This window comes from Hymenobacter sp. UV11 (assembly GCF_004684095.1).
Classification (GTDB): Bacteria; Bacteroidota; Bacteroidia; order Cytophagales; family Hymenobacteraceae; genus Hymenobacter.
In genome coordinates, this window is sequence record NZ_SRII01000011.1 from 114,531 (window position 1) to 128,559 (window position 14,029).

The window sequence follows — 14,029 nt, forward strand, 5'->3', positions numbered from 1 at the left end:
ATGCTGCATTGGGATGAGAGAAGTAAAAGGGCCGCTGCCGCCCGCAAATAAGCAGGGTAGCGCTGCATGAAGTAGTCGCTCGCCGGGGTAGCCCACTTTCCAGGACCCGCACTGGCTGCGCGAAGTCGGCTTGTTTGCTTGGTTGCGGCATCCCTGACGGCTCGCTAACTTCACTTCCCTATCAAGCCCTTTCCCGACCGGGCTACTACCCGGCGGCCCGGCTTCTTTCTTTCTGCTCCCCTATGACTTCCTCTCCGGTACCCACGGCCACTAGCTCGGCATTGGCGCGAAAACAAGTGCTCCAAGACCAGGTGCTGGCAGTAATAAGCAAACCCCGGCTAGCCGGGGCGGCCGTTGCCATGGGAGTTGGCAAGACCCTCATCGGGCTGCGCGACATGGACCGCCTGCTGGCAAGTAGCCAACTCAGCGGACCCGTCACCAAGCCCTTTCTGGTAGCGGCCCCGACTCAGGCCATTCTGGACTCCTGGCCCCAAGAAGCGCAGAAGTTCGGCCTAACCCATTTGCTCGACCACATCGCCTTCACGACGTATCGCTCCCTGAGCAAACTGCTGGCTAGTGGCCACTATCACAAGCTCTACCTCGATGAGTGCCACGCGCTCAAAGATTCGCACGAGCCGGGACTGAAGGCCCACGCCGCCCGCAAGAAAAGCATCCTGGGTTTGACGGGCACCCCGCCGGCGCAAGCGAATTCGGAGAAGGGCCGGCTGGTGGCCACGTACTGCCCCATCCTGATTGACTATACCACCGACGAGGCCGTGCTCGCGGGCCTGCTTAACGATTACCGGCTGGTGGTGCACCGCCTGCCCCTGAGCGCGGTGCGCGACTACCAGATTACCTTCAAATCGGGCAGCCAGTTCACGACCAGCGAGCGCGAAAACTATCTCTACTGGACGACCCGGCTGGCCAATGCAGCCCAGGACCAGCTTCCCGTCGAGACGCTGCGCATCCTGCGGATGCAGGCGCTGATGAACTATCCCAGCAAGGGGCGCTACATGGCCCACCTTGCCAGCGAGTTCTCGGAGAAGGTGCTGCTCTTCACCTGCAACCAGCAGCAGGCCGAAGAGCAGGCCGACCATACCTACCATTCCAAGAACAAAGAGAGTCAGGCGAACCTAGCCAAGTTCAACACCGGTGACATCCAGCGCCTGGCCTGCGTCGCCCAACTCTCGGAAGGCGTCAATATTCCGAACCTACGAATAGGCATCATCTGGCACGCCTTCGGCAATGAGCGCAAGGCCGCCCAGCGCATTGGTCGGTTGCTGCGCCTCAATCCCGACCAGACGGCCACGGTGCACCTGCTCATGTACCAGGATACGATTGATGAGCACTGGGTAGCCCAGGCCCTGGCCGCGTTTGACCCCGCCAAAATCAGCTACGTGGATGCTACTGGCTATGACTTGCCAGCCTCAGCTACGCCGCTTATCAGTGATGCCCAATAGTCGGGGGAGTTACCCCACCTTATCCTACCCTATCAGTTACAAGTATTCTGACTACGACGCCAAAATGGCGTAATGCTCCTATGAGCATCTGCCTTTAGGCAAAAGGCTGGCGCTCACCTTGGTGATACGCAGATAGGACTTACGCACTGCCTACAACTGCTTGTCTCGCGCAGCTTCGCGTAAGTCTTATGCCTAAAGTCTCAATTTTTTTAGCCAGCCAATTCATTTAGTCTGGTTAAACCGGCCAAACTGGTTAAGCTGATTAATTCTGAACTGCTCAGTTTGGCCAGCTAAGTATGCTAAGAATCCTTTCCCGAAAACAAGCGGATAACTCACCTGGTAAATCTTGAAAACCAGCTAGCTTGTTACCCGCTACGCTACTCAATAACAATCCTATAGTCCAACATAGACTTGCTATTTGGTAGTAGCAGCGCCGTAGCATCGACTCCGCTCGGGCTGTCCTTACAGCACGTATTGCGATACGATTGCCTAGTGGTGGCGGCGCCCACGACGCCGCACGTCTTCGCCCTCGGGAATAGGCCGCTGGCTGTCGGGAAACTGGGCCAGGTAGGCTTCGAGTGCCTTATTAATCAGGTATGACTTTTCTCCTTTCGGGCCCGGGGTATAAAAGCTAAGGCGGTGCAGGGCATCATCATTGGCCTCAGTCAGGATGAAAGTACCCTTTCGGGTGGCGGGGGCGGCGACTGCTGGCTGCGCGGCCAGCGGTGGGGCGGCGGGTGGCGGGGTAGCTATCGGGGATGCCTGCGGAGGCCGGGGGGGCTGCGCGCGGCTGGCCCCGGTTAGCAGGTCATTAATATCGCGGGGGCCGGAGGAAGTAGCCATAGGTAAAGTAAAAGGAGAAGCGTGAGGAAAACAACTATAGGCGCGTGAGCACCTCGTCGGTCAAACTTTGGAAATCAGCGACCGCGTTGGACTCCGGCGTGCGGAGCTGCGCCGGAATGGCGTCGCGCTGGGCATCCCCCAGGCGCTTGTCAGTGCGCACATTGGCCATCACCTTACCCGGAAACAAATGATTAGCCGCCGCCACAATATCGGCGTGCAGGGTATTACGTACCCTGGGATTGAAATCGGTAAAGAAGAGACCGATAAAACGCAGGTTCGGATTCATGCCTGGCTCCTGCTGAATCAAGGTCGTTAGCTCGGCCAGCTTGTTGAGCGATTTAAGTGAAAAGTAGCTGGGCAGGGCTGGGGCTAAGTAATGCGTAGCGGCGCACAGCCCAATGAGCGTAATGTCTTCCAAAGACGGGGGGCAGTCAATGACGACGAAATCAAAGCCGCCGGCCTCGGCTGCCAGCACGTCCCGGAGGGCGAAGCGAAAGTCATCGGGCCGGTGCGCGATTAGCTCCTTCGAGCGCGGTTTCAAGTCATCGTCCGTCGGCAGCAGCCAGAGTGTTGGCAGCTTCGTTTGTACCAGCGCATCCAGCAGCCCGCCTCCCGCCAGCAGTACCTGGCCTGTGCTAGCGGTGTACTCTTCACGGGTCAGCGCAGAGGTGGCATCCCCCTGCACATCCAGGTCGACGAGAAGCACTTGGTAGCCACGGTTAGCCAGCTCGCCGCTAAGATTCAAGCTAGTGGTTGTCTTGCCAACTCCCCCCTTGCGGCCAACTACCGCAATAATGACGGGGGGCTGTTTTTCTTTCACGGGTGGGTTCTTCTTTTTCATGAGATGCAGAAAGGCGATTCTTTGGCCTGTTAGGGAGGCGAGCAAATGTAACTGGCTAAAATGTTTCTACAATACAAACCATACAAAATGGTTAAAACATTTTGTATGGTTTAACCATTTGCCTTCTTTTTGTTGAGGTATTATATTTTTGATAATCAGTTATTTGCAGTAAAAACGAGTAAAACATTTTAAATGGATAAAATGGATAAACAATCTAAAGATTAACTGCTGATTAGCTTTTTAGGCTGTATTAGCCATATAAACCAGTTAAAACAGGAACAGCCAGCCTACTAGGGTCGCTAAGCTGTTGGCAATGCCATACAAGTAAATCTGTATTTCTATTCTGTCTTCCTACCCAACTAGCAACTAAACCGCGTGCCATTCCTGACGGACTCCTAGATGTAAGCTTACGCCGTGAGTACCGAGGCGTTGAATTTGCCAAAAGCTATTAAAGAGGGCTGAAGTGGCCTGGGCACCCAGTCCCATGCTTAGTTGAATAATCCGCCAGTCTGGTCGCTTTGTGGGCCAGTAGTTACGTAGTAAAATTGCTATGCAGCACGCATGAAAAGGTGATAAGTGGAAGCCAAGGGTAGCACCTGGGTCCGATATGTAAGATGGCCTTATGACTGCCCGTTGCGCTATTCGCACTTAGCTACCCCACTCGTGGAGACGAGTATTGTCAGCTTTGGCTTACAACTAGATTATGTTTTTAGATTAACTATGCGAACAGAATGCACCAACTGTTTTAATATGTTTTAGACAATTAAAACATATTAACTGTGTAAAACATTTTACCCAATACCCTCTTTTACCTAAGCTGCACTAACGCCAGGTTATGGGCCTGCATACTGGGGGTTAATATGTACACCATGCCCCAAAATATAGTACCAGACGACGGCTTAACAATGGTCTGGCCACACGGTCGCCACTTAGCCATACTTACATAAAGGCGGTAAAGGGATAACATCTGCCAGCGACTACTCAGCGCACGGCTACTTCGCATTTAGGGCAAAGTCTTAGCCTATTTAGTTCTTTCCCCACTGCCTATGGCACTGTTCGGCTAAGCGACCCCGCTAAGTCAATATACGCGAGTAGTCAGCCAGCTTAGAGGTAGGGAGCGCCACGGTATGTAAGGTAGTAGGCGGCACCGCGTAGTAGAAGTGGAAACAAGGAAACTGACGAGCACCCGAGGCGCACGCTGTAAAAGGGTTAGCCAGTAGGGTAGGGGGCAGGTTTCCCATGGCCGTTATGACAAGTGCTTCAGTGGATGGTACCCAATAGTAGTTAGTAAAGTAGCGCCACGCTGGCAGCGCTGTTATGTGCTATGCAGGCATTGCTACAGTGCATGGGAAATGCGGCTATGCATGGGAAATGCGGCTATCTGCTACCACTAATCGGCGGATGGCTGCCTCTCGGAAGCCGCTTTTCAGCACTGGTGGGTGGGCAACTGTGCCTTTCGCCGTCACGTGCACGAACGCCGTGGCCTCGACTACGCGGCTTTATGCAGCTGTGCACCACTCGCTCTACGAGCCCGGCGTAGACCTGCGCGCTCGCTTTGGCTGTCGCTAGCACGTATCTTTTCATCCTTATCTCCCTTTCCATGCGTCACGTCGCCATTGCTCTGCTACTGACTGCTACCCTACTGGGCTGCAAGAAGAACGACGACCCCACCACCAACGGGGCCTCCGTGTCAACCTATGTCGTCAGTACACTGGCTGGCACTGGCACTGGCACCAGCGGCCGCGCCGACGGGACGGGCGGTACGGCCACTTTTGCCGGGCCAAATCAGACTGCTCTCGATGCGCAGGGCAACCTCTACGTAACTGATAGCGACAACCATTGTATTCGTAAGGTGACGCCGGCCGGGGTAGTGAGTACGCTGGCCGGTCGCGGCACTGCCGGCTATCTTGATGGCCCCGCCGCTACCGCCGCTTTCAATTATCCCATCGGCGTGGCCGTGGACGGGCAAGGTACCGTGTACGTGGCCGACAACAACAACAACTGCATCCGCGCTATTAGTCCGGCCGGGGTGGTAAGCACCTGGGCTGGTACTACGGCCCCCGGCCTTCAGGATGGTCCGGCCGCCACGGCCCGCTTCTGGGAGCCCATGGGTCTGGCCTGCGACCAGCAGGGCCGGCTGTATGTGGCCGACGCGCGCAACGAGCGTATCCGCCAGATTAGCGCCCAGGGTGTGGTGAGTACGCTGGCTGGCAGCGGCTCTACCGACGTGAAGTTCGTGCCCGACAACTTTGCTGACGGCCCCGCCGCGACCGCTCTTTTCTACTACCCCAGTGGTGTAGCCGTGGACGGGCAGGGCACCGTGTACGTGGCTGATTACAACAACCACCGAATTCGTAAAATCGCGGCAGGTACGGTAAGCACTGTGGCCGGCAGTACTGGTGGTTACGCCGACGGCCTTGGCAGTCAGGCCAAGCTTTATCTGCCCACCAGCTTGGCCGTAGACGCTGGTGGCGTGCTCTACGTGGCCGACTGGGGCAACGGCTGCCTGCGTCGCATCGAAACCACCGGCCAGGTAAGTCTGCTGGCGGGTAACCCCCGTACGCTGGGCTACCTCGACGGGCCAGCCGCCACTTCGGTCTTCAGTCGCAGTGCAGGTATCGCGGTGCTGCCGTCGGGCGCGCTGCTATACGTAGCCGACTCCAACAATCGGCGCATCCGGCAACTCACCCGGCAGTAGCGGGCTAGTCCGTCGCTACCGGCGTGGCCGGTGGTGGAAGCTGTGCTTCGATGACCTGCGCTTCAATGCCGTTGACAACGCGTTAGGCTGCTTTCCATCCATTGTGCTGGAATGCTTTCTAAGTGTGTAGTCTTTTTCTTGCGTATAACGGCGTAGATTGATGTCTAAGGTCCCCACACCTAGCTCATAGCGTTTCGTGGTCACCTTGCCCGCTATTCTGGCCTTTAGCGTCGATTATTAGTGTGCTCAGGTGCTGCGTGGCTATTGCCGCGTGCCTTGTAGTATCGTTGGTCCACCGGCTAGGCTTCAAATTGGGACAATAGGGCCATTAATGAATTGGCGTAGCCGCTTCTCATCTCCGTTGGTCAGGGAATAGGACAGATAAGCCACGCTTTTCTGTTTGGATAGCTTGGGTCAGCGAGAGTGCTTTCAATGTTTGGGTAGTTTCTGCGCTCCCTGCTTTATTGTACTGGTTGTGACTTCATAACCAAATGATTAAGGTAGGTCCAGGAGGGAATCTAGATTCGGGGGTAAAACTCGTTTTTTTAAAGGTTGGGGCAGCAAGATACCTAACTGGTTATTGTCCCCAAAAGGCCCGTTATCGGGTGACAACTACCATTTAATCGTTAATATTATACTGAATCTTCGTAAAGTACAATCCCTTTTTTTTGCGTTAAGGTCAGCGGAATGGGTGTTTGTTCCTTGCAGACGTCATAGGTTTTCCACAGCTTTTGAAAGCTAAATTTGGCGGCCCACTAAATAGTAGGAATAATTACCAGCTAGTACTTACTCTACACTACCTAGTTACTCTATAAGGAGTAAACGGAATAAAGCGAGTTTTACCCCCGAATTCGACTTGAATAAAGCGAGTTTTACCCCCGAATTCGACTTGAATAAAGCGAGTTTTACCCCTGGTTACCGAATGAATAAAGCGAGTTATGCCCCGGCAAAAAGCGAGTAGGTTATCAACAACCCGCTTTTTTTGTGATACATTAGGGGCAATCTTTGTCTACTCCCTGCCATGGCCTACAAACGCCGCCCCACCGCCACTTCGGCGCTGCCCCTGACGCTCGTGTATGAGCCGCAGCATAAAGAATTAGTCAAGCAGCACTGGAACGTCACGTTTGCACGTCAAATCAAGATGAGTGTGGCGGCCAAGCGCATTATGGCGCGGGTGCTGGACCAGATTCGGGACGATGATTTTCAGCTGCGGGAATACTATCAGCTGGCCTTGGGGGACATTACCGATAGCGTGGGCATAAGCCGGGAAAATGCGTACCGGGAGGTGGAAGTAGCCCTGCGGGAGTTGGTTGCGACTAGCTGGGAGTTTAAAGATGTGGAAAACGAGAAGTGGCAGATTCGGCACCTGCTCGATACCACGAAGGAACAGCCGGTGGGCTACCAGAATGGCGTTATCACCGTACTGCTGAATCCGCAGCTGGCCCCGTATTTCATTCAGATTGCGCACTACACTACTTACCGGCTCGACAGCTACCTGAAGCTGCGTAGCTGGTACTCGATGCGGCTGTATGAGATTCTGGCGGCGTTTCGCGATACCGGGGTCTGGGAAGTGGGACTCGATGAGTACCGGCAGCTTTTGGACTGCTGGCACCAGACGGACAAGCGCGGGCGGGTGCTGAAGGACAAGGACGGGCAGCCCCGACTGAAATACCCCAGTGTCAACGACCTCATCAGCTACACCACTACTGAGCCGCTCGCGGAGCTGGCCGATACCGAGCTTGCTTTTCGGGTACTCCCGCGCTACGAGACGGCCCGCACCGGCCGCGGGCGGCGAAAAATTGAGGGGCTGCGCTTTGAGCTGCTGCACCCGCAGGCCACGACTATTCCCACTGCGTGGCTGAAGAACTCGGTGACCGGGCCGATTATCGAGAAGCTGCGGGGGTGGAGAGTATCGGATAAGAATATCGCGCTTTACGCGACCACGCTGCAGCGCGCCGGGATTGCCAAGCTTATTCGCGAGTGGGAGTTGAAAGAGAACTCGGCCCGGCGCATCGATAGCCGCGAGAAATATTGCAACGCGGCCTTTGTGCGCGCTGCCAAAGCTATCCTGGAGGAACAGAAGGCCGAAGCGCTGCAAGTTAAGCAGGACCTGCAGCTAGGTTTATTCAGCGGTGATAAGCAGTAAAGAGGTGGTTGGCCAGGGCATGGTGCGTCTCTCGCAAGTTGGTAAGGTGGATACCGCGCGGTAGTAGTTTCAGTGTGGGTGTGATGGGCCATGACTGGTGCCAGCTAGGTAACCAGTGTCAGGTGGGTAAAGTGTCGACCTGGATTTGATTCGGGACCATAGGTCGGATGGCGTAGGTAGCGGCGGCTACGTTCAGCGGCCTGGCCTAGACGGTGCCCAGTGGTTGGAGATTGGATAGAAGGGAATGTATCAGACGCTGGCTGTAGTGGTGAGCAGGGGTGGTAATACGCGCTGGGTCGCTAGCTGCCGGGCAGTAGGTGTTGGTTCGACCGCTAACGCAAGGGGGGCAAGCTTACGACACGTGTCGTAGCTGCCCTGGTGCCTACTTATTCTTTAAAATATGCAATTCATCAAAGTCGTCTGGTTTCGTCAGTACCCCGTTGGTTTTGTTTGCCGGTGGGAAGATTTGAGAAAAATTATTCGGCCTCTAAAAGCCCTTTACTCGGGCGCACTAAGCTAGTGTTTTTTTAACAGTATAGTTTTTTCTAACAAAGTAGTTATAATAAGGAGTGGAGGCAGAATTACGACAAATGCCCCTACTGCCGGCAAACCTTCTACGACAGATACCCCCACTGTTCTACGACAAATACCCCCGGATTCGGGAATCAATTTACGACAAATACCCATAGAAAAAGCGGGTGACTTATTCACAAATCTTTTTTCTAAAGTTTGTAGCGCAGCTTCTCCTGCCCTTATATTACGACCGATGTAGGGTTTTTATCACTGCTTTGGTCAGTTGTTCGTTCGCCTACCGTCACTGGAAAATTAATTGCTATATCTATTCAGTTCCTTGTCGTGTCTGGTTTTCCGTCCGCTCGTACTTATACCCCGGTTCACCGTAACTTTATCAGGCAGCACTGGAATATTACGTTTGCCCACCAACCCCGGACCGGGGTAGTGGCCAAGCGTATCCTGGCCCGCGTGCTCGACCAGATAGACCACGACGGTACGGAACTGCGTCCGTTTTTCCAGCTTTCCCTCGAAAGTATTATTTCGCCCGGTCAGCTGACGCGTGAGAATGCCTATGCTGAAGTGAAAGCTGCTGTGCGCCAACTGGCCCAGGTAGTGTGGAAGCTAGAGTGCCTACCCAGCGGCCAGCGCCAGGCACGGCACCTGCTCGATACGACAAAAGAGGAGGCCGTAGGCTATGACAACGGCGTTATTACAGTTGTGCTAAATCCCCAGCTGACAACTTATCTGGTGAATCCCCCGCACTATTCAACGTTTCGGCTTGAGGAGTATCTCAAGCTCAGCAATTGGTACTCGATGCGGCTGTATGAGCTGTTGGCGGCTTTTCGCGATACTGGGGTCTGGGAGGTGTCGGTTGAAGAATATCGCAAGCTAATGGACTGCCATCACCAAACCGATAAGCGGGACCGGGTTTTGAAAGATAAGGACGGTCAGCCCAAGCTGAAATACGCCAACGTGGCAGATTTGATTAAGCGCACGACAGCGGTGCCGCTGCTTGATTTGGCCTCTACCGAGATGGCTTTTCGGGTAATTGGCCTAAAAGCTGACTGCGGGACGCAGGGGCGCCGCCGCATCGTGACCCTGCGGTTTGAGTTGCTGCAGCCACAGCCTGCGAAGCGCATACCTGAGGCTTGGCTGTCGCACCCAGAAACTAAAGACTTAGTTGAAAAGCTGCGTGGTAAGTGGAAAGTCAAGGAAGCAAGCATCGCGCGCTATGCACCAGTACTGGGACGGGTACGGATTGCCAAACTCCTATCAGAATGGGAGTTGAAGGAAAAATCTATGCTTCATATTACTGACCGCGAAAAATACTGCAATGCAGTATTTGTACGAGCTGCTAAGGCATTAAAAGAAGCCTAGTATAGGAGATGGGCGTAGTATTAGAGTACAAATCCGGATGAGTTGTAAGTATTAAAAAGCACAAGCGCGATAATGGTTTTTGTGCTTTTTAATACTTGATTTTCAGGGGTATTAGGTCTTTAACCGCTACCACTACAAAGACTTCCATTTAGTATACCTGATGCTACAGAGCTACCCATTACAATAGTAGCAGCGCACAATTCCGAACAAACGCTAACCTTCTCCAGAATCGCACAGCTTCTTTGCTGCCAGCCAATTTGCGATTGCTATTATGAAAGTGCTTTTAGTTGAAGATGAGGCGGCACTACGCTAGGCCGTGACCGAGTCTTTGCGCCAAACGGGGTACGTAGTAGAAGTAGCGGCCAACTTTGGGCAGGCCTAGGAGAAAATCGCCCTTTACCGCTACGACTGCGTGCTGCTGGATTTGACGCTGCCCGACGGGGATGGCCTGAATTTGCTGCGCGAACTGAAGCTGGATAACTCCCCGGCCGGGGTGCTGGTGCTCACCGCCCGCGACGGGCTGGACGACCGCATCAAGGGACTCGACCTGGGGGCCGACGACTACTTGGTGAAGCCCTTTCACCTCTCGGAGCTAAATGCCCGGTTGCGCGCCATCATCCGGCGGCAGTTTCAGGGGCAGCACCACATCGCGTTTCGCGACCTGCTTCTGGCCTGAGCAGAACGAGGTGCTCGTGCGCGGCGAATTCCTGACGCTCACCCGCAAGGAATACGACGAGAGCATCAAAAAGTGTGGGGCAGTCGGAGTCAGCTGCTTCTTCGGCTACCTTGGGAAGCCGTACTTATCGGTAAAGGCCATGACCCAACCACCTGCTGCTTCAACTCCTGACCGCCTGGCGGTGGGCTACCAACTCAAGATTCATCTGCTGGGTATCAGTCCACAAATCAGCCGGCGCGTGCTGGTACGGGGCGACACCACCCTGGCCGAGTTGCACCACATCTTCCAAGTGGTGATGGGCTGGGAGAACTGGCATCTACACAGCTTCAAACTCTGGGGCAAGGACTACGGCCTGAGCTACGCCAGCGGCACGTGGTATGCCGATGATGCCCGGCGGGTCCACCTGGGCGATTTTGCGTGGCAGGCAAACGACAAGTTCACCTACACCTACGATTTTGGCGACTACTGGCAGCACTAGGTACGGGTCGAGAAAGTGTTCCCCTTAGCGGTGGTGTCGGCCATTCCGGTTTGCGTGAGTGGTCGCCGCGCCTGCCCACCCGAGGAAGTCGGCGGCCCTGGTGGCTACGACCAGCGCACGCTCGACCAGTTCAGTTGGCGCTATGAATCACTTGACCGCTTGCTGGCCGGCGAGGATATTCGAGAGGGCGACGTACCGACCTGGTTCTGGACCTATCGGCCGGAGGGGTTCTTGTTCCTAAAGGATACTGGCCTTGGTTAAAAGTTTGGTCCAAATGTTAATCGGTGAACTTGGCAACCGCCACTCTTTATATGAGAACAGGGCTTACGCATCAAAACTACGGCCATGCCTTAAGGGCAGACCTTTGTCTTTTTAGACATTGTCAAGTTCTTTATGCTTAGCCAACTCCTGGTCTCTTTCGCCACTCTTCCGGACCCGCGCTGCACTGGCCGCACCCGGCACCGCCTGCTCGATATGCTCGTTATTGCCGTCTGTGCGGTGGTAGCTGGCGCCGAAACGTGGGTGGACATCGCCCGCTACGGCCAGTTGAAGCAGGAGTGGCTGGCCACGTTTCTGGACTTGCCCAGCGGCATTCCCTCGCACGATACGTTTCGGCGCGTGTTCTCCCTGCTCAACCCGCAGGGGTTGGAACAGTGCTTCCGCCAGTGGATGGCCACCACCGCCCCCCCTTTGCCCCGCGAGGTCGTGGCCATCGATGGCAAAACCGTGCGCCGCTCCTTTGACCGGGGGCGGGCCCAGGGCCCGCTGCATGTCGTCAGCGCGTTTGCGACCGAGCAAAGGCTGAGCCTGGGGCAAGTGGCGGTGATAGGCAAAGGGCAGGAATTGGCGGCTATTCCTGTATTAATCAGCGGCCTACACCTCGCTGACACCATTGTCACGTTGGATGCGCTCGGCTGCCAGCAAGCCATTGCCCGGCAGTTATTAGCCCAGCAGGCCGATTATATTTTTACCCTCAAAGGCAACCAAGGCCGCTATTACCGGGCCGTCAAGGCCTACTGCCAAACAAGCTGCGTCGAGCGCTGGGCCGAGTATCCAGCCGATTATGATGCCTTTGACCGCCGCCATGGCCGCTGGGTGCGCCGCCGGGCCTGGGTGCTGCCGCTGGGCGACGAGTTAGCGGCGTTGCAAACCTGGCCGGGCTTGCGGGCCATTATCGCGGTCGAGACAATCCGGCAGGTGCAGCACCTGCCGGGCACGCACGTGGAGTGGCGCTACTACCTAACCAGTTGCCCCGATGCCCCCGCGGTGCTCATCCAGGCCATCCGCCGCCACTGGGCCATTGAAAACAGCCTGCACTGGGTATTGGACGTGGTCTTTCGCGAAGATGAGGCCCGCAGTCGCGACCGGGTAGCCACGCGCAGCTTCGCCGTTCTGCGCAAGCTGGCCTTCAACCTATTGCAGCAAGGACGACCGTGCGCCGGCAGTCTACGGGCACGTCGCCAACAGGCTGGTTGGAATAACGACTATATGGCGCAGGTACTGATGCGCAGTCGCCAGAAGGGCGTATCGGTCAGCCTAGACTTTGATGCGTAAGCCCTGTATTATGAGAATGGGTAGTGGCAGTGTATTCTCAAAGCAGAAAACCTGCATTCAACGCATTCAGATGGCTATTTGAGGAGTCAAAGTACAGTTAACTCGTTACGAAGGCACCCTTTTATGTACTTTGATTGCTGAACAAGTTTTCTGTACCAAATTGGCTGCTTTTTGAGCCAGTTACCCGGTAGGCAGGTGGTCGGCTTAGTTGTTCAGTAAAACGGAGGTTTGACTGTACAACTTGCCCTATTAGCCTCTGGAAGCACTATTTTGAAGTGGGAATGCTGCGCTTGGAATCAACCCGTTTAACCTTTGGACCAAACTTTTAACCGAGGCCGAATTTCACGCCGCCACCCGCTCCGAGCAGTTGGTGGCCGAGACCTGCAAGCGCCTGCTGATGAACGCCATCGTCTGCTGGAACTACCTGCACCTCTCCCAGCACCTGGCCCGGCTGCCGCCCGAATAGCAGGCCGCCACGCTGGCCACGCTCTCGCCCTTCGCCGTGCTCTCCTACCGCCACGTGAATCTGCACGGCGAGTACGACTTCTCCGACCAGCCTCTGCCGGCCGAAGCCCCGTTTGACATGGGCCTGATTACCGCCTGGCAGCCGCCGGCTAAACCCGGGCAGGGCTGAGTAGGAGGTTTTCCCCTATTTGTTTAACAACACCCTATGTTTCAGTACGGTTAAATATCACAAATCGTCTATTTGTAAGTAGAAATTTGAGCATTATAGTATTGTTAAACTTGTATTCAAGCATTTGGAGCGACTTGCTACGTTTTTAATCTCATTTCATATTAAATTCATTAAAGTCACATTTTAACCCACTTCGTCCTTTATATTCAGCTTTTCACCGGGTATACTTACTTAGTTTTTGAGAGGCAGCGCAGCTCCTAGTAGCAGGAAAGCCCAGTCTGCTTGCTGAACTAGGAATGCAACGCGGCAGTGCTTAGGGTATTTCTACCAAGATTTTGCATTCACACTTTACTATTTACTACCACATGAAAGGCTTACTTCATCTGACGCTAGGCCTGCTGCTGTTAGCAGCAAGTAGTAGTTGCAAGAAGGAAAGCGGTCCTTCCGAGCTTTTCGGCGACTGGCAATGGGTATCCAATACAGGGGGGTTTACGGGCAAAGAGGTCTACACTCCCGCAAATTCTAACCTGTCGCGGACCTTGACTTTCACCCGTGACAGTATGTTCGTGCAGTGTGATAACGGGCAGTGTAGCGCGCCTGCCAGATTCACTTCCCGAACAGAACGTAGCTTTTTTACGGGCAAGCCTACCTTGATTTTAACGCTCCACCGCCGAATCTACTTGGCTCGCCCCGATACCGGTTCCGTTACTATACGAAGTAGATATAGTATAAATGAAATATCTAATAAATTGCGTATTAATCAGGAAGTTGCTGATGGATTCGAGGAAGTATATACTCGAAAATAGCTT

At 54.7% G+C, this 14,029-nt stretch carries 10 protein-coding genes and 1 pseudogene; 9 read left to right on the forward strand and 2 right to left on the reverse strand.

All coding sequences use genetic code 11. The annotated features are described in order from the left end of the window. Positions 1-242 precede the first annotated feature (242 nt). Positions 243-1,460 carry a DEAD/DEAH box helicase gene (locus E4631_RS19900; protein ID WP_133658887.1) on the forward strand — a complete coding sequence of 406 codons (1,218 nt, stop codon included), beginning with the start codon at positions 243-245 and terminating at the stop codon, positions 1,458-1,460. 489 nt (positions 1,461-1,949) lie between these two features. On the opposite strand, the gene E4631_RS19905 is transcribed toward E4631_RS19900, so the two are convergent. Together E4631_RS19905 and E4631_RS19910 are read right to left on the reverse strand one after the other, a co-directional pair. Beyond that, positions 1,950-2,303, reverse strand: a complete 354-nt coding sequence (locus E4631_RS19905; protein ID WP_133658886.1) for a hypothetical protein — start codon at positions 2,301-2,303, stop codon at positions 1,950-1,952. Between the two features lie 34 nt (positions 2,304-2,337). Further along, positions 2,338-3,144, reverse strand: coding sequence for a ParA family protein (locus tag E4631_RS19910; RefSeq protein ID WP_133658885.1), 807 nt, complete (start codon positions 3,142-3,144; stop codon positions 2,338-2,340). A gap of 1,600 nt (positions 3,145-4,744) precedes the next feature. On the opposite strand from E4631_RS19910, the gene E4631_RS19915 reads away from it, so the two are divergent. The 8 genes and pseudogenes from E4631_RS19915 (at position 4,745) to E4631_RS26825 (ending at position 13,220) form a co-directional block, all read left to right on the forward strand. Beyond that, complete coding sequence (locus tag E4631_RS19915) at positions 4,745-5,842, forward strand: NHL repeat-containing protein (protein WP_133658884.1); 1,098 nt, start codon at positions 4,745-4,747, stop codon at positions 5,840-5,842. A gap of 1,021 nt (positions 5,843-6,863) precedes the next feature. Next, positions 6,864-7,988: a replication initiation protein gene (locus E4631_RS19920; protein ID WP_133658883.1), complete on the forward strand. Its 1,125-nt coding sequence runs from the start codon at positions 6,864-6,866 to the stop codon at positions 7,986-7,988. A gap of 855 nt (positions 7,989-8,843) precedes the next feature. Then, positions 8,844-9,878, forward strand: a complete 1,035-nt coding sequence (locus E4631_RS19925; protein ID WP_166648187.1) for a replication initiation protein — start codon at positions 8,844-8,846, stop codon at positions 9,876-9,878. A 412-nt stretch (positions 9,879-10,290) separates the two neighbouring features. After that, entirely contained in the window at positions 10,291-10,554 is a 264-nt protein-coding gene (locus tag E4631_RS19930; RefSeq protein WP_205704277.1) for a response regulator, read from the forward strand. A 139-nt stretch (positions 10,555-10,693) separates the two neighbouring features. Beyond that, a pseudogene (locus E4631_RS26620) lies at positions 10,694-11,293 on the forward strand (plasmid pRiA4b ORF-3 family protein). A gap of 132 nt (positions 11,294-11,425) precedes the next feature. Then, the gene (locus E4631_RS19945; protein WP_133658879.1) at positions 11,426-12,586 is read left to right on the forward strand and encodes an ISAs1 family transposase; all 1,161 of its coding nucleotides are present in this window, start codon (positions 11,426-11,428) and stop codon (positions 12,584-12,586) included. Positions 12,587-12,881: 295 nt separating this feature from the next. Then, positions 12,882-13,052: a Tn3 family transposase gene (locus E4631_RS19950; protein WP_133658878.1), complete on the forward strand. Its 171-nt coding sequence runs from the start codon at positions 12,882-12,884 to the stop codon at positions 13,050-13,052. A 36-nt stretch (positions 13,053-13,088) separates the two neighbouring features. After that, positions 13,089-13,220 carry a hypothetical protein gene (locus tag E4631_RS26825; protein WP_262709804.1) on the forward strand — a complete coding sequence of 44 codons (132 nt, stop codon included), beginning with the start codon at positions 13,089-13,091 and terminating at the stop codon, positions 13,218-13,220. The last annotated feature ends 809 nt before the right edge of the window (positions 13,221-14,029 follow it).